The organism is Flammeovirga kamogawensis, from assembly GCF_018736065.1.
Lineage (GTDB): Bacteria > Bacteroidota > Bacteroidia > Cytophagales > Flammeovirgaceae > Flammeovirga > Flammeovirga kamogawensis.
Genome location: NZ_CP076129.1, coordinates 1,458,115 through 1,482,656, shown reverse-complemented (window position 1 = coordinate 1,482,656; position 24,542 = coordinate 1,458,115). Strand labels below are relative to the sequence as shown.

19 protein-coding genes are annotated in these 24,542 nt (G+C 33.3%); 15 read left to right on the top strand and 4 right to left on the bottom strand.

Annotation, left to right across the window (positions count from 1 at the left end; genetic code table 11):
* Positions 1-48 precede the first annotated feature (48 nt).
* From KM029_RS23980 to KM029_RS23970, 3 genes are all read right to left on the bottom strand, one after another.
* Positions 49-1,521 (bottom strand): sulfatase-like hydrolase/transferase, encoded by a 1,473-nt coding sequence (locus KM029_RS23980; RefSeq protein WP_240050360.1) that lies wholly within the window; start codon positions 1,519-1,521, stop codon positions 49-51.
* A 140-nt stretch (positions 1,522-1,661) separates the two neighbouring features.
* Entirely contained in the window at positions 1,662-3,308 is a 1,647-nt protein-coding gene (locus KM029_RS23975; protein ID WP_144076336.1) for a right-handed parallel beta-helix repeat-containing protein, read from the bottom strand.
* 99 nt (positions 3,309-3,407) lie between these two features.
* The gene (locus KM029_RS23970) at positions 3,408-4,967 is read right to left on the bottom strand and encodes a sulfatase family protein (protein WP_144076335.1); all 1,560 of its coding nucleotides are present in this window, start codon (positions 4,965-4,967) and stop codon (positions 3,408-3,410) included.
* A gap of 730 nt (positions 4,968-5,697) precedes the next feature.
* On the opposite strand from KM029_RS23970, the gene KM029_RS23965 reads away from it, so the two are divergent.
* The 7 genes from KM029_RS23965 to KM029_RS23935 all read left to right on the top strand — a co-directional run bounded on the left by KM029_RS23965 (position 5,698) and on the right by KM029_RS23935 (position 11,538).
* Positions 5,698-7,107, top strand: a complete 1,410-nt coding sequence (locus KM029_RS23965; protein ID WP_144076334.1) for a T9SS type A sorting domain-containing protein — start codon at positions 5,698-5,700, stop codon at positions 7,105-7,107.
* A gap of 168 nt (positions 7,108-7,275) precedes the next feature.
* Positions 7,276-8,193 (top strand): cysteine synthase A, encoded by a 918-nt coding sequence (cysK, locus tag KM029_RS23960; protein ID WP_144076333.1) that lies wholly within the window; start codon positions 7,276-7,278, stop codon positions 8,191-8,193.
* Positions 8,194-8,638: 445 nt separating this feature from the next.
* Positions 8,639-9,031 carry a hypothetical protein gene (locus KM029_RS23955; RefSeq protein WP_144076332.1) on the top strand — a complete coding sequence of 131 codons (393 nt, stop codon included), beginning with the start codon at positions 8,639-8,641 and terminating at the stop codon, positions 9,029-9,031.
* A gap of 6 nt (positions 9,032-9,037) precedes the next feature.
* Positions 9,038-9,577 (top strand): YceI family protein, encoded by a 540-nt coding sequence (locus KM029_RS23950; RefSeq protein WP_144076331.1) that lies wholly within the window; start codon positions 9,038-9,040, stop codon positions 9,575-9,577.
* Positions 9,558-9,941: a hypothetical protein gene (locus tag KM029_RS23945; RefSeq protein WP_144076330.1), complete on the top strand. Its 384-nt coding sequence runs from the start codon at positions 9,558-9,560 to the stop codon at positions 9,939-9,941. Before KM029_RS23950 ends, KM029_RS23945 begins: the two co-directional genes overlap by 20 nt.
* A 6-nt stretch (positions 9,942-9,947) precedes the next feature.
* Entirely contained in the window at positions 9,948-10,796 is an 849-nt protein-coding gene (locus KM029_RS23940; RefSeq protein WP_144076329.1) for a DUF5777 family beta-barrel protein, read from the top strand.
* A 133-nt stretch (positions 10,797-10,929) separates the two neighbouring features.
* Positions 10,930-11,538, top strand: coding sequence for an outer membrane beta-barrel protein (locus tag KM029_RS23935; protein ID WP_144076328.1), 609 nt, complete (start codon positions 10,930-10,932; stop codon positions 11,536-11,538).
* Between the two features lie 59 nt (positions 11,539-11,597).
* Here the strand turns inward: KM029_RS23935 and KM029_RS23930 are convergent, their stop codons facing one another.
* Positions 11,598-12,077: a hypothetical protein gene (locus tag KM029_RS23930; RefSeq protein WP_144076327.1), complete on the bottom strand. Its 480-nt coding sequence runs from the start codon at positions 12,075-12,077 to the stop codon at positions 11,598-11,600.
* 882 nt (positions 12,078-12,959) lie between these two features.
* Between KM029_RS23930 and KM029_RS23925 the strand changes: the two genes are divergently transcribed.
* The 8 genes from KM029_RS23925 to KM029_RS23890 all read left to right on the top strand — a co-directional run bounded on the left by KM029_RS23925 (position 12,960) and on the right by KM029_RS23890 (position 24,247).
* On the top strand, positions 12,960-17,858 hold the full coding sequence (locus KM029_RS23925; RefSeq protein ID WP_205125524.1) for a 2-oxoacid:acceptor oxidoreductase family protein: 4,899 nt from the start codon (positions 12,960-12,962) through the stop codon (positions 17,856-17,858).
* 12 nt (positions 17,859-17,870) lie between these two features.
* Positions 17,871-19,220, top strand: coding sequence for an electron transport complex subunit RsxC (rsxC, locus tag KM029_RS23920; protein ID WP_144076326.1), 1,350 nt, complete (start codon positions 17,871-17,873; stop codon positions 19,218-19,220).
* Positions 19,210-20,226, top strand: coding sequence for an RnfABCDGE type electron transport complex subunit D (locus KM029_RS23915; RefSeq protein ID WP_144076325.1), 1,017 nt, complete (start codon positions 19,210-19,212; stop codon positions 20,224-20,226). Before rsxC ends, KM029_RS23915 begins: the two co-directional genes overlap by 11 nt.
* Positions 20,223-20,933, top strand: a complete 711-nt coding sequence (locus KM029_RS23910; RefSeq protein ID WP_144076324.1) for an FMN-binding protein — start codon at positions 20,223-20,225, stop codon at positions 20,931-20,933. The genes KM029_RS23915 and KM029_RS23910 overlap by 4 nt, the downstream gene beginning before the upstream one ends.
* The gene (gene rsxE / locus KM029_RS23905) at positions 20,917-21,576 is read left to right on the top strand and encodes an electron transport complex subunit RsxE (protein ID WP_144076323.1); all 660 of its coding nucleotides are present in this window, start codon (positions 20,917-20,919) and stop codon (positions 21,574-21,576) included. Before KM029_RS23910 ends, rsxE begins: the two co-directional genes overlap by 17 nt.
* Entirely contained in the window at positions 21,573-22,154 is a 582-nt protein-coding gene (locus tag KM029_RS23900) for an electron transport complex protein RnfA (RefSeq protein WP_144076322.1), read from the top strand. Before rsxE ends, KM029_RS23900 begins: the two co-directional genes overlap by 4 nt.
* A gap of 220 nt (positions 22,155-22,374) precedes the next feature.
* The gene (locus KM029_RS23895) at positions 22,375-23,232 is read left to right on the top strand and encodes a ferredoxin reductase domain-containing protein (RefSeq protein ID WP_144076321.1); all 858 of its coding nucleotides are present in this window, start codon (positions 22,375-22,377) and stop codon (positions 23,230-23,232) included.
* 148 nt (positions 23,233-23,380) lie between these two features.
* Positions 23,381-24,247 carry a (Fe-S)-binding protein gene (locus KM029_RS23890; RefSeq protein ID WP_144076320.1) on the top strand — a complete coding sequence of 289 codons (867 nt, stop codon included), beginning with the start codon at positions 23,381-23,383 and terminating at the stop codon, positions 24,245-24,247.
* The last annotated feature ends 295 nt before the right edge of the window (positions 24,248-24,542 follow it).

Genomic DNA, 24,542 nt, shown 5'->3' with positions numbered 1-24,542 from the left:
TCTTCGAAATAAGCTTAGAAGGACTAAAAAATGTTTCTCAAATTAAAATTAATATACAACAGTATTGTACCTATTTGGGTGCAATTCAGTGTACTTTTTATCTTGCCCTAATCCTAAATATTTAGGGTTTAAAAGTTGATCTACCCAACTATCGTAATTGGCTTGTAAATCCTCTTTTTCGCTAGCAGAAAGTTTTAAAGGTTTTGCTTCAGAAATATCATTCTTTACATCATAATATTCTTGTAAAACCTTTCCATTTTTTTTATTTATTTTATTGATATATTTGATATTTCCTTTACGTACTGCATAGTGTTTTTTATCAAACATTCTCCATCTTAATTCATCATGAGGAACACCTTTTTTATCACCTGTAATGTATGGAACAATGTTTACACCATCTATTTGATTTTTTGGCGATGCATTTGCATATGCTACTGCAATACCCATAATATCAAGAGAAATTACAGGTTCATCATAAACAGTTCCTGCTTTTATTTTATTTGGCCAACGCATGGCAAAAGGCACTCTAATTCCACCTTCATAAATACTTCCTTTACCTGCTCTTAATGCTCCATTATCTGTTTTATATTTTAATGGACCTCCATTATCTGAAAGAAAAATAACAATCGTATTATCTGCTATGCCCTTCTTTTCTAACATTTCCAATACTCTTCCTACGCCATCATCTAGTGCACTCACCATTGCACAGTATGTTTTCCTTTTTCCTTTTTCTAAATGAGAAAATCTATCTAAATATTTTTGTGTAGCTTGTAATGGAGAGTGAGGAGCATTATAAGCTAAATACATAAAAAATGGCTTGTCTGCATTATTATCAATAAATTTTGCCGCTTCTCTAGACAACCCATCAGTTACATACTCAGTTTCTTTAACGCGTACATTGTTATGCAGCATCATTGTTTTATAAGCATGAAATTGCGAAGTCACTTTCGAAATATCTGACAATGTTAATTCTTCTGGAAAATAATTATGACCTCCCGTTAAGAAGCCATAAAATTCATCAAATCCTCTATTTAACGGACGAAGATCTTCGTGAGCACCTAAATGCCATTTTCCCAACGCCATACTTTTATATCCTTCTCTACCCAATACATCTGCAATTGTTTCTTCTGATAACGCTAAACCTTGGTTTACATCATTTGGTGCCCAAAGAGGGTTTCTTCCACACCCAAATCTATCCTGATATCTTCCAGTTATTAAACCTGCTCTACTTGGTCCGCAGACTGCATAAGAAACATAGCCATTTGTAAAATGAACTCCTTCGTTTGCTATTCTATCAATATTGGGTGTAGGTATTTCTGTAGAACCGTTAAATCCAACATCATTATAACCCAAATCATCAGCTAAGATCACTAAAACGTTAGGCTTTTTTGCCTTTTTAATTCCGCCGTCATCTGCTTGTGAAAACTGCAATGTTACTAAAAATAATAGAGCCGCTTTTAAAGTTAATTTCGTCAATCTGTTCATCATAAAAAATCTTTTCACATCAAATAATTGTGACATCTACTCTTCTTAAATACTAGTTACAAATTTCACTAAAAGAAAACGTATAATTAGAACATTTTAATCAAATAGTATAACTAATTAGTCAATTTAGTATTGGTAGAAGATGTCCGTCAATTTTATGTTATAAAAAACACTTATTAATTAATTTTGTTCTTTAACTGAATTGCCCCCACATCTGGTTTACCTTTAAATGAATTTCCAAGAATATCTTTGTTCATTTTTAATCCACCTTTCAAACCAATATCATCACCTATAATTTTTTCTATACTGATTCCTTTTCCACTTATTAGTTTTTTATTCTTAGGGGTAAAATCAGCAATCTCCATTCCTTTACTATTTCTAAATTTAGGGTCTCCTATAATCGAAGAAGTAGGTTGTACTTTTAAATCAGTTGGCCAATTAGTTGATGATAAAAAGAGGTTATTTTTACAAAACATTCTTTCTTGGTTTTGTGTCCCTCCTTTTTCTGCTTTGTATTGATCACCCAATACCCTTTGCATATCTTGTTCAACATAAAAAATATTATTTGCAATTAAAGCTCCTTTTGCATTTTTATCTATCGCAATATTTGCTTGAATACCCTTCTTTACAAAAATAGTATTGTTATAAAAGTAGGTATTAAAAGGTCCATTTCTTTCTTTGTTTTTACCTACAAAACCACTCAACCAAAATATTTTTCCTGATTGTGGATTAACTCCTTTCTCTTTTACTCTAAATCCATCGTTTATACTCACATTATAGCGGTAAGCACAATTGTAATTATTGCCTAAAATCTCACAAAAACCACCCGCATTATCTACACTCAAATTGTATTGTAAAATAACATTAGAACAATTAAAATCGATGTGAGCACCAGCAGAGTCAGCAGGACCTCGTGCATGTTTAAATTCATTTTTTTCTATCAAAACATTATCTGCACCCCATGTCCATAAGCCAGAACCTCTTGCCCATTTTCTAGAATCTGAATTACTGCCTGAATGCATTACTGTATTTCCCATAACATGCACATCCTTTACTAAACTCATCTGAATTCCTGGGCCTCCAGATTTTAGAACTTTAGATGAATATAATTTTATATTATTGATGTTCTGTTTTTTACCTGAATACTTTATACCTGTATGCCCAACATTATTTACAGTAGTATTTTCTATGTACATATTTGACAAACCAGTTTTTATATTTGTGGTCACATAGCGTATTCCATATCCATAACTCTGATTTCCCATAGCTGAATGCGTCTCTTCTTTTGAACGAGTCACCCCTTTTTTAGCATAAAAAATATCTCTTATTACTACATTGCTTATTTTAATATCTTGATGTTTAATTTGATCTTTGGCTACAACCAAAATTCCACAACGCATCGGTTTTTTACCATATACAGGTTGATTGCTCTTCCCTCCATCGGCTGTAATTTCTATATTATCAATTAAGATATAACTGCAATTCACAATGCTTATTCCATTACGCTCACCTTTTGCATCAATTAGTGCTTTAGTACCTTTTTTTCCATAAGAAGAAATAACAATAGGGTTATCTTTTTCTCCATTTAAGTTTAACAGAACTAATTCACCTTTAAAAGTTGTTTCTCCTAGAAAGAGTAATTTATCGCCTCCTTTAAGAGAAAGGTTCTCTATAACTTTAAAATCTTTATATGGTTGCTCTTTTGTTCCAGGGTTTGTATTTGATCCAGTATTGAAATCAAAAAAATAATCTTTTGCAGCACTTAATTGTGCACCAAAAATTATACAAAAAAAAGTTAGAATTGATCTGTTTATATAATTCATGCTGATAAAATAGGTCATTTAAAATAAGTAGTCTGTATAACAGTGATAGAATAAAGGGCATCTATTTCTTACAACAGATGCCCTTATCTAAATTAATATTTATAATGATGCACTTACTGAAACACTCTTAAGAGAATCGATGTGTGCTTGCATCATTTTCACCATTTCTGGATGTTTATTAGCAACATTTGTTGTCTCTGCAGGGTCATTTGATAAATCAAAGAGTTGTACTTTCTTAGACATGCCACCTTTAATACCTTTATTTTTATCCATAAAATCTGGAATTCTTTTATTCTTCGCAATTGGCTCAATGTATTTCCAATCACCATTTCTTAAAGATAAAGTATAAGACTCCTCTAACATCATTTTTCGTCCTTCATCAGAAGTTCCTATTAATGCAGATAAAACATCTTTACTATCAATTGCTTCTCCTTTTTTAATTTCTACTCCCGCTAAATCAGCAAAAGATGCATAAAAATCTAAATGAGAAAACATAGCATCACTTGTTTTTCCACCTTTAATATGTTTAGGCCAATAAGCAATCATTGGTACACGCGTGCCCCCTTCTAAAGCAGAATATTTTCCACCACTATAAATACCTGCAGGTTTATGATCGTTCAATAATTCCACTGCCTTATCGTCGTAACCATCATTAAGAACCGGACCATTATCTGATGTAAAAATGACTAACGTGTTTTCTTCAAGACCTAGTTTTTTTAATGATTCCATTACCATTCCAACAGTGTGATCCATTTGCATGATAACATCACCTCTAACTCCCATTTCTGATTTTCCTTTCCAATCATTATTTGGTAAACGAGGAACGTGAATATCATGAAAAGCAAAATATAAAAAGAAAGGTTGATCTTTATGTTTTGTCATAAATTCGTTTGCTTTACCAGCTAAAACGTCAGGGAACTCTTCATCTTTCCAAATTGCTTTTTCCCCTCCAGACATGTAGCCAATTCTTGAAATACCATTAATTATTGTCTTATTGTGCTGTTTATCTGCTGGCTGGCGTCTTAATTCTGGGTTTTCTTCTCCAGTTGGATAAGTGTTACCAGGTTTCTTTTTATAATTAACTACTAGAGGATCATTTTTATCTAAATTCACCACATGATGATTTTCTAAATACACAGCAGGAACTCTATCTCCAGTTGCTGGTAGCAAGAAAGAATAATCAAATCCTATTTCTAATGGACCAGGTTTAACAGCTTCATTCCAGTTAACGCTACCATTACCTAAACCTAAATGCCATTTACCTACAACACCCGTTGCATACCCTGCATCTTTTAGCATGTCGGGCAAAGTCTTTTTGTTTGTATCAATCAATAAAGGAGCATCACCTGGTAAAATTTGTGCTTTCTTTCTAAAAGCATACTCACCAGTTAGCATTGCATATCTTGAAGGTGTACAAGTCGCATGTGGAGAGTGAACATCTGTAAAATTAATTCCACCTTGAGCTAAATTATCTATCACTGGTGTAGTTGCTCCTTTTAATCCATTTACTCCAACATCACCATATCCTAAATCATCTACATAAAAAACGATAATATTTGGTTTGTCTACTTTTTTATTTGCTTGTCCATCTAAAGAAGTTCCTTTACTACAAGAAAACATTCCCATTAATGCTAGTGCGTAAATACTTTTAATTTTCATACTCTTCTGTTATTTGTTTATTTCTTCTCTGAGTCAATTGTTTAAAATAGATCTATTAAAAAATTACTCTGATGCATATTCGTTGATAGTTAAGGTTTATACTAGCAGAAAAAATTATTTTATTAGCAGATTAGCGTTTCAATATAATTGTCCATTTTTTAAATACATCTTTTCTATTTGATAAACCTTACTTTAAGAATACTTTCAATTTATATTGATTTTGTAGATCATAGTTGAATTTTTCACTCTTATTTCTGTCTAAATTCGTCAATATCAATTTCTGCTTCTTACAATTTCCCTTATGTTCAATCTTGCAACTGAACATAAGGAAAACCGAAGCGATTCTATTAGCATTTTCTCTTATAAGTAATCACAGTTATGCTATAAAAAATTAGAATCTTAAAAAATCCTTTGATGTAAATTAACTATTAATAGTTTGACTTACACTTAAAACAAATGTAGCCGATTTGTAAATCAAAAACTGTAATAATCCTCACCAATTGTAGCATAATTTTGACTTAGATATGACAATAATTAAGCAAATAGCATAAAAAACCATCAGATTAACAGTAATCATCAGTAATCTGAAAAATGCTTTCCGTTCCATTATAAAGCTAATAAATATTAACCAAGACGAATTCCATCTGTACTATTGCGTATAAAATGATAGTTTTAGTCTGAATAAAAATCATTCTATGATTAACTAATTTATTGAAAGAGCAATCCTATTATGAAAGCCACATTTAACGTATTCATTCTAATTGTGTTATGCTGTATTTACACGGAAACTGTTAATGCACAAATCATTTTAAAGACACCTGTGTCTATTAATAGGTCTTCTAAATTATATGCTAATAAAGAAATTATTATTCAAGGTGGCTTTGACCCTACAGTTCAATTTAGAGGTAGTAGTACAGATACGCTTAAAGCTAAAAAGATCACTTTAGAGGGAAATTTACAAATCGTAGGAGCATTAATTACAAATGCTGAAATTGTAGTATCAGGTAGTGTTAATAATCAAAAGCAACAATTTGCTTCATCAATTTCTGGTGATAGTATAAGTACACAAAAGTATATTTCATTTGAGAAAGTGAACACTATATCTGCTTATAATATTGCTAATTACCTTAGTGCTGACGATAAAATTATCATCAATTCTTCTGCAATACTAAATAATAACATTTATGCGAATGATGTAAATATCCAGCATGGTTTACTTCAATTTAGAGGAAAGGAAGCTAATATTGGTAACATCTATATAGCTAAACATAGTAACCTTAGCATAGTAGATACAGCTTCTGTCATTATTTCAGAAAGTTTAAGTATTGAAGGAAATGATTTTGAAATTCAGAATGATGGGTTAATTAGTTTTACTGAAAACAGTATTTTAGATTTATCTAGCATAAAACAGCCTAATGATGTTTTGTATCTTATGGGAAAAGGTACGTTCAAATTTTCTGAAAACACCTCAGTAGATTTTGGTAAGCTAGACGATGAAAATTTATCATATGCTTTAAATTGGAGCATACCCAATTGCAATTTTATACCAGACAACAACCTTGTTACTTGCGATTATCTTTTAAATACATCTCCACCTATTGCATTAATATCATTTACAGGAAAAATTGAACAGGGAAAAAATACACTACACTGGTCTACTTCGTCAGAAATAAATTGCGACTATTATATAATTGAAAGAGCAATAGATAAAAATGATTGGGAAGCACTTGATCAAATTAAAGTATATGATGATCGTTTAATAAAAAGTACTTACTTCTGGCAAGACCATTTAAGTGAAGCTTTTTATTATAGAATTTTACAAGTTGATATTGATGGTAATTCTGAAGTGTTTGGTCCAATTCAGGTGGGTGGCAATGAAGCGATATTTAATGTAAAAGTAATTCCAAATGCACCGAAAGATAAAACTGCTATTTTAGAACTAAATGCACTTGATGGGAGTATCACTACTTATGAAATTTATAGTACTAATGGATATTTAATGCGTCGAAAAACACTCGATACTAGTAAGGTAGAGAGTAAAAAAATCCCTTTAGATTTCACAGACTTAGACCAAGGGCAATACATCATTAGAGTAAATAATGGGCAATCTATTGCTACAGAGAAAATTGTAATTCCTTAAACTCTCATTTAAATCATTGAAATAATCACAATTTAAGATCGTTCATTCTAATTAAAACGAGTAATAAACTATATTACAATCTTTATTAGTATATAAAGTATATAGACTTTGGATGCTAATAAAATTATATGTTATTTCGTGTAACAAACATTTAAATATAAAATACAAATGATCTATAATTCAATTCTCGAAACAATAGGACAAACTCCTATTATAAAAATTAATAAACTCTTCTCGAATAAGTATAATGTATTTATTAAAGCTGAAAGATTTAATCCTGCGAGTAGTATTAAGGATAGAATTGCTTTAGCTATGATTGAAAAAGCGGAAGAAGATGGACTTTTAAACAAAGACTCTGAAATTATTGAACCTACTTCTGGAAATACAGGTGTAGGTCTTTCTATGGTTGCTGCAGTAAAAGGATATTCAATTACTCTCTGTATGCCAGAATCTATGAGTATTGAGCGTAGAAAATTAATGGCAAGTTATGGAGCTAAATTAGTACTTACGCCTAAAGAGAAAGGTATGAAAGGTGCAATTACCAAAGCAGAAGAATTAGCTGCCGAAAATAAAAATGCTTGGATTCCTTCTCAATTTGATAATCCTGCCAACGTAAATATCCATGCTACAACAACAGCTCAAGAAATTATTGAGGATTTTCCTAACGGATTAGATTATTTAATTACAGGTGTTGGTACAGGCGGACATATAACTGGTGTTGCTAAAGTGCTTAAAGAAAAATGGCCAAACCTTAAAGTATTTGCTGTAGAACCAGAAGTAAGTGCAGTTATCGGTGGAGGTGCTCCTGGTCCTCACCCATTACAAGGAATTGGAGCTGGTTTTATTCCAAAAAACTTAGATACCACTTTATTAGATGGTGCTATTGGTGTTGATGCTGAAAAGTCTAAAGCTTTTGCAAGAGAATTAGCACTTAAAGAAGGTTTCCTTGGTGGAATTTCTACTGGAGCATCTTTAGCTGCTGTAGACAAAAAATTAGCAGAGATACCTGAAGGAAGTTCAATTCTTACATTTAATTATGATACAGGCGAAAGATACCTTTCAATTGAAGGATTGTTTGGGGTGTAATTAGGCTATAAATAATATTTAAAGGAGTCATTGATGTGAAATTAATGACTCTTTTTTTTATGCAAAAAGAAACCCCACCTTTAATCAAAAGATGGGGTTAATTACTTACTAGATATTTATATTTTTAATGTAATACTAAGATTACTTGTTCTCTTATTTTGTGTTATACTAATATAACATATTTAATTGTATAAGTTACAATTACTAGACCAATTCTTAGATTAATTCAACTTTTTTATAATTTTAGACATAAATAACTTATTTACAAGATGTTACTATTCTATTTTTTTATTTTTTAGTTTTGCAATTTCTGATAAACCTAAAATTTTGATTAAAAATATCATATGTTTGTTTAAACAAATTTTTATTTTAAATTTGTTTAAACAATAATAACACGAACCTGTTTTACTAATTATTCAATCTAAACACACTAAATTCTAACGTTATGAAAAAGTTATTTATTTTCACTTTTATTTCTCTTCTAATTTTTGGTTGTTCTGAAGCTGTTATCGATGATGATAACACAGGTACAAATGACAACAATGTAATTGAAATTCCTGAAGAGGACGATGATACTGTAGCCGAAGAAGCTGTAGTTTATGACCCTCATGTTTTAACAATTGCAGATAACTATTGTATTTCTTGCCATAGTGGTAGTAGTCCACAAGCAGGCATTAACTTATCTGGTTATACAAATTTTAAATTTCAGACTGAAAGCGGTAATTTATTATCAAGAATAAATAACAGTTCAAACCCTATGCCTCCTTCTGGTTTAATGCCACAAGAAGAAAGACAACGTATACAAAAATGGGTAGATGATAACTTTCCTGAAAAATAGAAACTCATGAAACAACTTACAATCTTATTACTCTTCATTAGTATTACCTCTTTCGGACAAAAATATATAACTAAAACTGGTCAAACTGATTTCGAAGCATCTGTAAAGGCTTTTGAGCCTGTGGAAGCAACTAATAATAGTACAACAGCAATCATTAATATTGAAACAGGAGAAGTTGCTGCTCTGTTATTTATTGCCGCTTTCGATTTTAAAGTAGCCCTGATGCAAGAACATTTTAATGAAAATTATATGTCTTCAGATAAGTATCCAAAGGCTACTTTTAAGGGTAAGATTACAAATTTTGACGTTAATGAGGTAAGTGATATCCCTAAAGATTTTGACTTAAAGGGAACACTCACAATAAAAGGTATACCAAAAGAAATTCAAGCGATAGCAACATTGTCTTTTAAAAAAGACTCTCTAATTGTTAAAACTGCTTTTGATGTCGCCCCTTCAAATTTTGATATAAAAATACCTAGTATTGTAGAAGAAAAGATATCCGAAAATATTCATATATCTATAAACTATGCACTCAAAAAAAAGTAAACTACTAATCCTATTCATAATAGTAAGTAGTGCTTTAATTCTATCAATAGCTTACATTTTTAAACCTCCAGCTACAATAGAAAATAGTAGTGTGAGTTTTAATGGTGAAGCTGTTGATTTTATTAATAAAATAGAAAGCAACTCTTCAACTAACTATGTTGCAAAAGTAATACAGCTAAATGGAACTATAACTCAATTAGAAGAAAAAGGAATACAGCTTAATAATAAAGTATTTTGCCAGTTTTCTTCAACGCTTCCAAGAAAAATAACCAAAGGTTCTAAAATTACTATAAAAGGGAAATACATTGGTTTTGATGAGTTACTAGATGAAATTAAGCTAAATAATTGTACAATAATTAAATAACTAACAATGAAATATTACCAACTATTACTCTTTCTTTTCTCCTGTACTTTTACATTTGCACAGGATGATTTATTGAACGAAATAGAAACTGAAACAATAGACTCTATCACATTTGAACAGCCTGCATTTAAAGCAATGAAAATTGGAAACCTACAATCTACTAAAGTAGGTGGGAAAGGTGATTTTTATATGTATATCTCTCATAGATTCGGTTCTTTAAAAGATGGTTGGGAAACATTTTTTGGTTTAGACAATGCAAATACAAAAATTCAACTTGTTTACGCTCTTTTTGATGGTTTTCAAATTGGGATAAGTAGAGAATCTTGGAGAAAAACATATGCAGGGAGTACAAAAATTCGTATTAAAGAGCAAAAAGATAACTTTCCTATCAATATTTCTGCTTACGGTACTTTTAATGTAAATACTCAAGTGAGTACAGAATTGTATCCAGAAATAACAGGTTCTGATCGAATGAGTTATGCTGCTCAATTCTTATTTTCTAAACGAATTAAAAAGTTATCCCTAGAGTTAGCCCCTACTTATGTTAGACAAAATCTAGTTTATAATGTCAATCAAGATCATAATCAATATGTATTGGGTATTGGAGGAAGATATAAAGTCAGTAAAAGAATGTCTGTCAATATAGATTATTCTTACAATTTTAGTAGAGCTAGTGATTCTGATTTCAAGGATCCTTTAACTGTTGGCTTAGACATAGAAACAGGAGGTCATGTTTTTCAACTTTTATTTACAAATGCTCAATCTACAAACGAACCCGGCTTTATGAGTTATGCCGAAGGAGATTGGAGTACTGGTGATATTTTCTTTGGGTTTAACATTGTAAGAGTCTTTTAAGCAGCAATTGTTAATTATAAAATGGCAAAGCTGTCAATTGTACAATTTTAAGATAAAATATACTTATTTATTAAAAAATAAACTATATTTGCCTTACTACTACAAACTTATTTAACAATCACCACAATCAAGTATGTTAAACCTATTCTTTAAATCATTTTTTGTCTTTGTATTTATTTTCATGTGTACTGCTACAACACAGGCTCAAAAAATAGATTTCATTGTTAATTATAGTAAGACAAACAGTGTTGGTGATGTACACCAAATGAGTTTAAATGGTGTTGGAATTGATATTAGAAAAAACTTTTCTAAAATACCTATTTCAATTGGAGTAGCTTCATCTTATAATTTTTCTGAAAAAGAGTTGACCTCAGAGATCAATTCGCCTATACCAGATAGTGACCTTAAAAACTTTGTAATCGTTCCTTTTCAATTAAATGTTCATTATAATTTTAATAGAAGAGGTATAATTTCTCCATTTATAGGTTTTGGAGGTAGTGGTTATTTTATTGAACAGGGCTATATGATTTCTCATTATGCACTTGATCCGAATGGGAATAATAATGTGAAAGAAATAAAAGCAAGTAGTGTAAGTTTTGGATTTATTGGTGAAATTGGATTTACTACATCATTTTTTGATAGAATAAACCCATTCTTCAGTTTAAAATACAATTATGTTCCAACAAATGAGTTCAATATAAATTATAGTAATATTAGTGTAAACTGTGGTTTATCTTTCTAAAAAAAAATAGAGCCTATATCTCTATAGACCCTACCTTTCACGTTCCAAAAATTATATTTTTAATGCATTAATCCTTTTGTTGGCATTAAGTGTTTATATTTTCTTAATCCCTTTACTAATGCACGTGTTTTTTGTAAATGTAATTGCAAAACTTTCCAATGATTTATGTACGCAGACTTTGGAGCAACTATCCCTTTTTCTAACTTTTCTATAGTCTCCAATACTTTAACAGATACCCAATCAGCAGAACATTCTAGTGTCATTCGTTTACCATCATAATCAAATTGTGGAAGTGCATTTTCGTTACACTGTCCAAATTGCTGACGGTTTAAAGATGGACATTTTCTTAATAAATAATCTTCAAAGCACATATATAAATGCTCGTAAGAATTTAGCATCATATTTAAATTGTAGTACGTACTTTCAACTAAATAATTTTCTGCATTTTTAGTTGAGTTTTTACAAAATGTAATTAACTCAAGCTGTTCTTTTTGTTGTTTAGGGTACATATTCATTGCTGTAAGTTTTTTGTTATTCATCTCAATTTATTGAAAAGAATTAAAAAACAAAAACTTTTAATGTATTTTTTACACTAATTAATAACAACTATAAAATTGATTATTTATTTAAAATTAGTCTAAATATTATTCATGCATTTATATAAAAAAAACAATTAAATACACCCCTGATAATAAGAAATTTTAAAATGAAAACTTGAAATGTAACCGATTGAAATAAGTAGTTTTATATACATTACAATTCAGTATAAAATGTTTGTAAATGCTTATAAAATGGCCGATAATCACCTTTCTAGATCTCAGTCGATTTACTTATCTAACCATTACAATTTTATCTAAGAAATAAAGATTTACAATTTTCAATTGACTTTGGTCATCAATTTACTTGATCGGCATCATGCTAAACAAACCCGATTGTTAATACATTTATCAAATAATGTTCTAAACAACACTTATTAAATACTAATTAGATTATAAGAAAATGAGTAAGAGATTTAAACCACATTAGGTCAAGTTATCTTTTTAAAAACAAGTGATTGACCATGTCTAAATGGTGTAAGAAATGAAATTGAGCGTAACCTAAAAAACCATATATAAAATCTATCTTTAACCGACCAATAAACAACGGTAGATTCCAATAACTACATTGATAATTAGTAGAACAATTAAAAATGATACAAACCACTAATTTGTTTGCTAACTATCTTAAACAACACAAAAGGTTCGACAACCACATTTTATAATAAACACCATTACTTGATCGAAATTTCTGATTTCTGTTCAAGGTAGTAACCGACTGTATTCTAAAGTAAATCATGTTTTCTAAAATATGATACTGGAACAATACACTCTAGATTTTATAAACAACACACAAGACAAACAAGAGCTAAAAGAGTAACGATTATGGATCAAAAAAATTCCAATGTAAAATATCCTGGTGTACGTGTAGCAATGGATGGCAACACGGCCGCTATTATGTGCGAAAGAGAATCTACTGATGCTGCAGGTGCTTACCCTATTACCCCTTCTACTCAGATGGGAGAATATTGGGCTGAAGAAGCGGCAAAAGGACACCTCAATATTTCTGATAAACCTTTAATTTTTATAGAACCAGAAGGTGAACATGCAGCAGCAGCAGTAACTGCAGGTTTATCTATGACAGGACAACGGGCAGCTAACTTTTCTTCAGGACAAGGGATAGCTTATATGCACGAGTCTCTTTATGCAGCAGTAGGTAAACGCCTAACGTATGTGCTAAATATTGGCGCAAGAGCAATGACAAAATCTACATTAAATGTACATGCTGGTCATGATGACTACCATGCCATTGATGATACTGGATTTTTTCAGATGTTTGCTAAAAAAGCACAACATGTAGCCGATTTAAATATCATATCTCACAAAATTGCGGAGATGGCTTTAACACCTGGTGTTATTGCTCAAGATGGTTTTTTAACTACGCACTTGATCGAATCTTTATCACTTCCAGAACGCGAATTAATCAAAGAGTTTTTAGGAAGACCTGATGATATTATTCCTACTCCAACAGCCGCCCAAAAAATTATTTACGGAGACACAAGAAGAAGAATTCCAGAAATTTGGGATGTAGATAATCCATTAATGGCGGGTATTGTTCAGAACCAAGATTCGTACATGCAATCTGTGGCTGCACAACGCCCATTCTTCTTTGACCATATAAAAGAAATTACCGATCAAGCATTTAAAGATTTTGCAGCCTTAACTGGTCGATTATACGAACGTGTAATGACTTACAAAATAGAAGATGCAGACTATCTAATTTTGGGCCAAGGTTCTGTGGTAACATCTGCGGAAGTTGTAGTAGATTACCTTAGAGAAACAAGAGGATTAAAAGTAGGTGTTGTAGATTTAGTAATGTTTAGACCGTTCCCTGCCGATTTAATTAGCAAAATATTAAAAGGCAAAAAGGGAATTACAGTACTAGAACGCTTAGACCAACCATTGGCTGAAGATTCTCCAATAATAAGGGAAATTAGAGCTGTTTTAACAAAATGTATTGAAAACGGTGCTAGTAAAAAGAACAAGCCCTACCCCACTTTAGCAAGCTATAAACCAGATGAGTTCCCAGCACTTTATTCTGGTTCTTTTGGTATGGGATCGAGAGATTTACAACCTGAAGGAATTATCGGTGCAATAGAAAATATGCTTCCAGAAGGCAAGCAGAAAAAACAATTCTATTTATCAATTGATTTTGTTCGTGAACACGCTTTTACGCCAAAACAACGTCAGTACCAAGAGTCGATTAAAGATGCCTATCCAAACATCCAAGATTTATCTGTTCGTGGGTCAGAAAACCCAAACCTTATGCCTAAAGGTGCGATAACGGTACGTTTCCACTCTGTAGGAGGTTGGGGTGCCATTACTACAGGTAAAAATTTAGCCATGACGTTATTCGATTTGCTTGGTTATGATATTAAGGCAAACCCTAAATATGGTTCGGAGAAGAAAGGGCAACCAACTACCTATTATTTAGCGGCAGCTCCAGAGCCTATTCGTATTAATTGCGAATATTATTTTGTAGATGTTGTTCTTTCTCCTGATCCTAATGTATTCAAGCACACCAATGCGTTAGCCGGGTTAAAAAAAGGAGGTAGTTTTATTGTTCAAAGTGATAAAGCTACTGCCGATGAAGTATGGGCAGAAATTCCAAAGCAATATCAAAAGCTAATTATACAGAACGAAATCCATGTATTTTATATTAATGGTTTTAAGATTGCTAGAGAAGAAGCAACAGACCCAGAGTTGCAATTAAGAATGCAGGGTATTGCTTTCCAAGGTGCCTTTTTCTCTGCATCACCTTTAATGGAAAAAGCTGGTCTTTCTGATGCCGCTTTATTAAAAGCTATTGAAGATCAATTACAATATAAATTTGGAGGAAAAGGACAACGTGTAGTAGACGATAACATGCGTGTTGTAAAACGTGGGTTTACTGAAGTTCATGAAATCAAAAATAAAGTTCTAGGTGCTTCTAACGGGAAAGAAGGAATGGTACTTAAAGTACCAAAAATGATGAAAGAACGCCCTGTTTCTGAATCAAAACTTAGTGATGTACATCGCTTTTGGGAGCAAACAGGAAACTTCTATCAAACTGGACAAGGAAATGATAACATAACAGATCCATTTATTGGCATGTCTGTAATGCCTGCAACAACTTCTCTATTTAGAGACATGACGGGTATTCGTTTTGAGCATCCTGAATGGGTACCTGATAATTGTACTGCCTGTGGTAATTGTTATTCCGTTTGCCCTGATACTGCTTTACCTGGATTGGTTTCTGAGCTAAAAGATGTGCTTGAAACAGTAGTAAATAGAGTGAAGAAAAACCATATAAAAGTGGAGGAACTTCCTAAGGCTACTCGTAAGATGGAAAGTAAAATCAGAACTCTTTTTGATGGAGAACAGAATAAAGGTATTTCCGTAAATGAACATATTCATGAAGTGATTCATCAAACAGTTGAAGATGAAAATACTTCGGAACAATTAAAACAAGAGTTGCTCTGGTTTAAGGAGGAATTAGGTGATTTCAAATTTGCTCTTACGCGTCCTTATTATCATCTAAATGAGAAAAAAGAAAAAGGAAGTGGTGGTTTATTTAGTATTACATTAAACCCAGCAACTTGTAAAGGCTGTATGGAATGTATAGAAGTTTGTGATGACAATGCTTTAAAAACCGTTATACAAACTGAAGGTTCTGTTGCCAAATTGAGAAGCGAATGGGACTTATGGGAAGAATTGCCAAATACTCCAGAAAAATACAATAGAATTGATGATCTAGAAGAGAAGATTGGACCGTTAGAAACATTGCTTCTTAACAAGGAAGCTTACGGTAAATTTGCCTCTGGTGATGGTGCTTGTTTAGGTTGTTCTGAAAAAACTGTAGTGCATTTATTTACTGCAACAGTCCAATCTTTAATGATGCCTAGAATTGAAAAACACATCAATTACTTAGATGAGTTGATAGTAAAAATGGAGCGTCATTTACAAGTGAAATTGATGGACACAGTCAATTTAAGTGACGCTGACATGATGTCTAAAATTGTTACAGAAATGCAAGATAGCGATCTGACAATGGCGGAGATTACTAGCAGAATTGAGCAAGAAAAAGGTAGCGAACCAATTGACCAAGAATGGTTAAGAAATACGTCTCAATTAATTGCACAACTAAAACAATTAAAATGGAGATATACTAGTGGTACAACTGGAGATGGCCGTGCAAATATGGGGATGACCAATGCCACAGGATGTACTTCTGTTTGGGGTAGTACGTATCCATATAACCCATATCCATTCCCTTGGGCCAACCATTTATTCCAAGACTCTACCTCTTTGGCTATGGGTATTTTTGAAGGACACATGGCTAAGATGGCAGATGGTTTTAAAGCAATACGAAAAGCAGAATTAGAGCTTAGTGGAGAATACAATGCATCGGAACACGATGATTACTTTACTTACTTTACATGGGAACAATTTACAGATGAAGAATGGCATTTATGTCCTCCTGTGGTTGCGCTTGGTGGAGATGGTTCTATGTATGATATTGGTTTCCAAAACTTATCTAGAATGATGGCTTCGGGTAAACCAATTAAAGTTATTGTAGTAGATACTCAAGTTTATTCTAACACTGGTGGGCAAGCCTGTACATCTGGTTTTATTGGGCAAGTATCTGATATGGCGCAATACGGCAAGGTATGGAAAGGAAAAGCAGAACCTCGTAAAGAGATTGGTTTGTTAGCTATGGCTCATCGTAATACGTATGTTTTACAAGGCACTTTATCAAACACTACGCAAATGATAGAGGGTTTTATAGATGGATTAATGGCTAAACGTCCTGCCCTATTCAACCTTTATACAACCTGTCAGCCAGAACATGGTGTTGCCGACGATTTGGGTGCACACCAAGCTAAAATGGCCGTAGAATCTCGCACCTATCCTATATTTAAATACAATCCAGAGAATGGAAAAACTACTGCTGAAAACTTTGATTTAAGTGGTAACCCAGACATGGAGAAAGATTGGCCATCGTACCAATTAAAATATATAGATAATGGTGTAGAAAAAGCAATGGATTTAGAAATGACATTTGCTGATTTTGCACTTACTGAAGCAAGGTTTAGAAAACACTTCCGTAAAGTACCTCGTGATGCATGGAACGAAAATATGGTGCCAATTGCAGAGTTCTTAAATATGGATGCTGATGAAAGAGAAGGTCTCTTCCCATTTGTTTGGGCGGTAGATAGAAAACAGCACCTAACTAGAGTACTTTGTGCAGAACCTATGGTCCAATCTTGCGAAGAAAGACGTGACTTCTGGGTAATGTTAAAAGGTTTGGCAGGCATAAAAGATACACCAGAAGAAAACCTTGAAGAAAAAATCCGTACTGAAGTGGTAGGTAATATCGCTCAAGGTTTAATGAAACTTGCTGGTGGTGATGGTAGTAGTTTAGTAGATTTGGTTCAGCCTTCAGGTATATCAGTTACTACAGAAAGTGCTACGCAAGTTGCCCCAAATGAAAATTACATGGCTCCTTGGATAGAGACAGAAGATTGTAGTGGTTGCGATGAATGTATCAAAATCAATAATAAAATCTTTGCTTATAATTCAGATAAAAAAGCATTTGTAAAAAACTCTGACGGAGGTACTTATCAAGATGTTGTAAAGGCTGCAGAAAAATGTACTGCAGGTGTTCTACATCCAGGCTTACCTAAAAATATGTCTGAAAAGAACATTGAGAAGTTAATCAAAAGAGGAGAGAAATATAATTAATGAGCAAATCCTATGAAAATGTTGACTATTCATAAGAATACATTCAAACATGGGGTTCATCCACCGGAGTACAAAGACGATACAAAAGATCTTCCGATCAGACAATTTTCTTTTGCTCCAGTGCTCATTATTCCCATGGCACAACATATTGGTTCCCCTTCGGAAATAATAGTCCGAGAAGGCCAAGAAGTTGTGCGTGGGCAATTGCTAGCCAAATCAAGTGGTTATGTATCAGTTCCAGTGCATGCACCTGTCTCAGGAATTATCCGTAAAATCGGAAATGTTCCTACTGTAGGCGGAAAAATGTCACCGGGGATTTACTTGGAAGCCTTCCCTTTTTCCGGTCAGGAAATTGCGGAAGGTTCCCCTATTCATCTTGCTTCAGCAAGTAAAGATGACATTTTAAAGGGAATTCAAGAAGCTGGTATTGTAGGTCTTGGTGGGGCGGCTTTTCCCACACATGTAAAATTAAAAGTACCTGATGACAAAGAATGTGAAGTCCTGCTAATTAATGGTATAGAGTGCGAACCGTACCTTACTACGGACCACAGGGTAATGCTTGAACAAGGAGAAGATATCATTACAGGTATCAATTACTTGCTAAAAGCTACAGGCGCAAAACGTTGTATTATTGGTATTGAAGGAAATAAAGTTGATGCTGCTGAACATCTGAAAGCATTACTTCCTGAAAATAGTCCAATTACTGTACAAGTTGTTCCTGTAAAATATCCGCAAGGTTCAGAAAAAATGCTGATCACTTCTTGTCTGGGGTTAGAAGTTCCTTCGGGTGGCTTACCAATTGATGTAAAAGCTGTTGTAGTAAATGTAGCAACAACTGCAGAAATTGGCCGCTTACTTCCTCATGGTTGGGGAATCCATGAACGTGTAGTGACCATCACTGGTCCAGGTGTAAAAAAGAAAGGAAATTATTTAATTCCAATGGGAACACCCCTCCGTTATGTATTGGATGAAGTGGGCTTAGAAGAGAATATTTCTGAAGTGTATCTAGGTGGCCCAATGATGGGCATGGCGGTATCCAATCTTGATATTTCTATAACTAAAGGAACATCTGGAATTGTGGTATTTACCGATAAGGATGTAAAAACGAACGAAAAAGTGTACCCTTGCATTAAATGTGGTGCTTGTGTTGATGCTTGTCCGTTATCGTTAAACCCTTCTAAAATGGGGATTCTTGCAAAGTTCAAAGCGTATGATAAGATGGCTGAAGAACAAAATTTAATGGATTGTTTTGAATGTGGCTCCTGTTCTTTTGTATGCCCTTCACATATTCCATTGGTTCAGTATTTCAGGTTATCAAAAAATATTGTTAGAAAACGTAAAGCTGCAGCCCATGTTGAATAAAACATTAAATATTAGTACATCGCCTCATATTACAAAAGGAAATAGTACCGATGTGATAATGAAAAACGTGGTCTATGCATTACTTCCTGCTGCAGGTTTTGCGGTATATGCTTTCGGACTAAGTGCCTTTTTTGTACTTCTCACATCGGTTGTTTCTTGCGTATTAACAGAGCATATTTTATGTAAAGTTTCTCATAAAGAAACCACAATTAATGATTGGTCTGCAATAATAACGGGACTATTATTAGGGTTAACCTTACCGCCAATTTTTCCTTTATGGATGACTTTCTGTGGTGGAGTAATTGCCATTGGTTTAGGTAAGTTTTTGTTTGGCGGATTAGGGTATAATGTTTTTAACCCTGCTTTAGTGGGAAGAGCTGTATTACAAGCTGCTTTCCCCGTAGCAATTACTACTTGGTATGAGGCTTTTCAAGGAAACCGTTTTACAGAAATAGCATCATCGGTATTGGCACTTCCTTTTATGCAGCCAATTTTTGATGGCACATCTGGTGCTACACCACTTTCTGCCTTTAAATTTGATCATGTTACTGCACCTACAACAGAGCTTATGTTTGGGTTAACAGGCGGATCTACTGGAGAGACTTGTGGAGTAATAATTATACTTGGAGGTATATACCTTATCAGTAGAAAGATGGCCAATTGGCGTATTCCAACGGCTATAATTGGGACTGTTATCCTCCTAAGTAGCCTACTTTATTTTATAGATCCACTACGTTATCCCAACCCATTATTTATGGTGTTTTCTGGAGGTCTATTATTAGGTGCGTTCTTTATGGCAACAGATATGGTTGGTTCTCCATTAACATCAATTGGTGTATGGATTTATGGAGTCTTCATCGGCATTTTAGTTGTCGTGGTTCGTGTTTGGGGTGGACTTCCTGAGGGAGTAATGTATGCTATTCTTTTAGGAAATGCTATTGCCCCTCAGATCGATAATTTTGTAAAACCGAGAGTATACGGCACATCAAAACAAAAGAAATCATGAGTACAATAAAAGAAGCTCCAGTAATAGAAGAAGCAAGTAGCTTTAAGATGCTTCAAGCCATGGTTGGAATTGGTATTTTATGTGCTTTACTAATTGTTGTTACCTACGAAACCACAAAACCTCGTATTGCACAGCTTAAACAGGCCGCATTAGAAAAAGCCATTTTTAAAGTGATTCCTGGAATTTCTAAAACAGCCGCATTCCATTTTGTAGAGGGCACTTTTGTTCCTGTTGGTAATCAAAAAAAAGTAGATCAAGTAGTTTATGCCGGTTACAATGATTCTAATGAATTAGTAGGTGTTGCCATAAATGGAAAAGGACAAGGGTATGCAGATATTATCAGTGTATTGTATGGATATAGTTTCGATAAACAACAAATTATTGGTTTCTATGTCTTAGAAAGTAAAGAAACACCGGGCTTGGGTGATAAAATTGAAAAAGATCCCGACTTCTTGGCCAACTTTACTGCAATGGATGCCTCTTTATCTGCAGACTTATCATCTATTAAAAATAAAATTACCACTACTAAAAGTGGAGAAAAAACCAATGCTTGGGAAGTAGACGGAATTACAGGGGCTACCATTTCTTCTCGTGCAATTGGTGATATTTTAGCGAGTAGTACAGAAGCCATGTTGCCTCTTATTTATAAAAATAAGAACGCATTTGTTTTACCTAAAAATCAAGAAAAAGATGGTACAACAAATTAGAGATAAAAATAAAAAAGACAGCTTTTCTGACCGTCTAAATAAGAGTCAATCTACCAACGACTTTATAAAAGGGTTATGGAAAGAAAATCCTGTCTTTGTACAAGTACTTGGCATGTGTCCTGTACTTGCCGTTACCAATACCTCATCAAATGCATTGGCTATGGGTTTAGCCACTTCTTTTGTATTATTGATGTCGAATATTCTGATATCATTACTCAGAAATTTCATTCCAAAACAAGTACGTATATCCTCCTACATTTTAATTATTGCCACATTCGTAACTGTTACAGATTATGTGATTCAGGCAATTAGTGTAGAGCTACATAAAAGTTTAGGTGCATTCATTTCTTTAATTGTGGTGAACTGTTTGATTTTAAGTAGAGCCGAAGCATTTGCTTCAAAAAATACTGTTGGAAGATCGGTGTTAGATGCCCTTGGAATGGGGCTAGGTTTTACTTTTGGATTACTCTGCTTGGGTGTTGTGAGGGAATTATTAGGAAGTAGAAGCATCTTCGGAATAGAAATATTTGCAGAAGGATTTCAGGAGTGGATTGTCATGGTCTTACCAGCAGGAGGCTTTTTTACACTCGCTTTTTGGTTGTTATTATTTAATATCATCAAAGCAAAAAAATCAACGTCATGAATCAAGAATCATTATGGAATATCTTTATTAATGCCTGTTTGATCAACAACTTTGTGTTGGCTTATTTCTTAGGTATTTGTCCTTTTTTAGGTGTATCTGGTAAAATGGATACGGCTACAAAAATGGGTGGAGCCGTAACGTTTGTAATGCTAATTAGTTCTGTTTGTGCCTTTGGTATCAATAGTTTATTGACAGCAATAGACGCTCCTTATTTACAATTAATTAGTTACATCGTGGTTATTGCCTCCACAGTTCAATTAGTAGAAATGATTGTGAAGAAAATGAGCCCTGCCCTATTTAGAGCATTAGGTATTTTCTTACCACTTATAACTACCAACTGTGCAATTTTAGGGTTAGTACTTTTCCAAACTAACAAAGGCTACGGACTTTTAGAAGGGTTTGTTTTTGCCTTAGGTGCTGGAGTAGGTTTTACTATTGCCTTAATGTTGATGGCAGGGTTAAGAGAACAATTAGAATTTGCAGAAGTACCCAAAGTGGTAAAAGGAACGGTAATTACCTTACTGATCGGAGGTGTATTATCGCTTTCATTTATGGGGTTCTCCGGTTTAGGTGGATAGCATTACCCCCTACCTGATTGGTAGCTGTGCAATTGTCTTAATGATGGTTGCATGGGTAGTAATTCAGAGCATTTGGAAAAAGGTATTTTCCGATCAGACACAAAATACCGATGCTCTTGGAGATAGAAGTAAATGCGGAAAATGTAATTGCGGTAATGTCTGTAAAAAGCAGATTAAAACTGCAAATCTTTAAAATCCAATTCATATAAAAAACAATAAAATGTCACATTTAGCAGATTATAAAACAGATATTCAGTACCAAGCAAGAGTTATTAGAACAACGCGCTTAACACCAAGAAATACAGACGAAATTAGAGAGATGGTTTTAGAAATTGATGATCCCTCATTTGAATGTAAAGTAAATCAGAGCTTTGGTGTTTTGGTAGATATAAAAGGCGATTTTGGGCAATCACAACACCATCGTTTATATAGTGTTGCTGATATCCCAGAGAAAGTAAATGGTAAAACACGTATCACTTTATTAGTAAAAAGGTGTGCTTATATCGATGATTTTAGTGGTGAACGTTACCGTGGTATAGGCTCTAATTATTTATGCGATCGCAAAGTATGTGATACTATCACTATTACAGGACCTTTTGATTTAGCCTTCCAATTACCAAAAGACCATAATGCCAATTTAATTTTAATTGGTATGGGAACAGGAATTGCTCCTTTTAGAGCTTTTGTAAAACATATCTACGAAGAAGTACACGATTGGAAAGGGCAAGTTCGGTTATTTTACGGTGCAAGAACTGGTATGGAAATGCCTTATATGAATGAGGAAAACAATGACCTTACAAATTACTATGACCAAAGTACTTTTGAAGCTATGAAAGCAGTAAGTAACCGTCCAGAATGGACCGATACTGTTGCATTAGATGATGCCATTGAAGCCAAAGAGCACGAATTACACGATATGTTGATGCAAAACAATACATATATCTATGTTGCTGGACATGAAAGAGTTCGAGAAAATTTAGACAAAGCATTTGCTACAATTCTTGGTTCAGAAGATGCTTGGTTGATTAGAAAAGCTGAAATGATTGCCGGACATAAATGGGCAGAAGTTATTTACTAACCAGCAAAGGTTACTTTTGAAGATTAAAGTTAAATTATTGATTAGAAACGCTCCTATGTGATAGTTGATAATTTACTTTTTCTTCATTAGGAAACTTGGTCATAACCTTCTTTGAGTAAAAAGATTTTAAATTTTTAAAGAAAAGAAAATGACAATAATTATAGCACTGTCAGCACTCGGTGGACTCACTCTACTACTTGCACTTATGCTAATTGTCGCCAACAAAAAACTCTACGTTTACGAAGACCCTAGAATAGATGTAGTGAATGGATTACTCCCTCAAGCCAATTGTGGTGCTTGTGGTTTTCCCGGTTGTCGGCCTTTTGCAGAAGCAGTTGTAGGTGGTAGTATACTACCAGGAAAGTGTTCTGTAAATACAGAAGAGGGACAAATTAGTATAGCCACTTACCTTGGTGTAGACCCCGGAAAAGAGGAAAAAAGAGTAGCTCGATTAGCATGTGGTGGTGGCACTAATGTTGCAATTAGTAGAGCGAAATACAAAGGTATGAAAACATGCCAAGCTTCATCATTAATTTCTGGAGGAGAAAAAGGATGTTTTTGGGGATGTTTAGGACTTGGAGACTGTGAAATTTCTTGTGATTTTGACGCCATTCAACTCAATACACACGGACTACCAGAAGTAGATGTTGATAAATGTACAAGTTGTGGCGATTGTGTAGAAGCTTGTCCGAAAGGGCTCTTTTCTATAGCTCCTATAAGTCATAAACTTTGGGTAAACTGCAAAAACTTAGATCATGGAGATGTTGTTCTAGAAGATTGCCAAGTTGGTTGTACAGCTTGTGGCAAATGTGCCATGGATGCAGAGGGTAATTTAATAGAACTTATTAATAATTTACCTACCGTTGATTATCAACAAAACCATAAAACAATCGATCCTATACAACGATGTCCAACTGGAGCAATTGTTTGGATAGATGACAAAAAAGGAATTATTAAAGGAAAAGAAAGTAAAAAGATCATTAGAAAAGGAAAAATGAAAGAAGGAATATCATAACTCTAAATACTTCTCTTACTCTTAGTTGCCAAGTAGATTACTTGGCAACTTTCTATTTTAAAAGCTATTACTTATTTTGTTGAAGAACCTCTTTTTTTATTTAAAACCGAATAGTTTTTCTTTCAAACAGCTAGAGAAAATTTTATTTTAAAAATAATAAAATACACAACCACACATGTATTTGTATTTAATTATTTATTATATAGTTTTGTAGCGTTAATGGTGTATGACTATTTAATATTTTAAACTTACTCTCTCAATTCATAATTAAAAACGACTAAAGGAATATAATCCT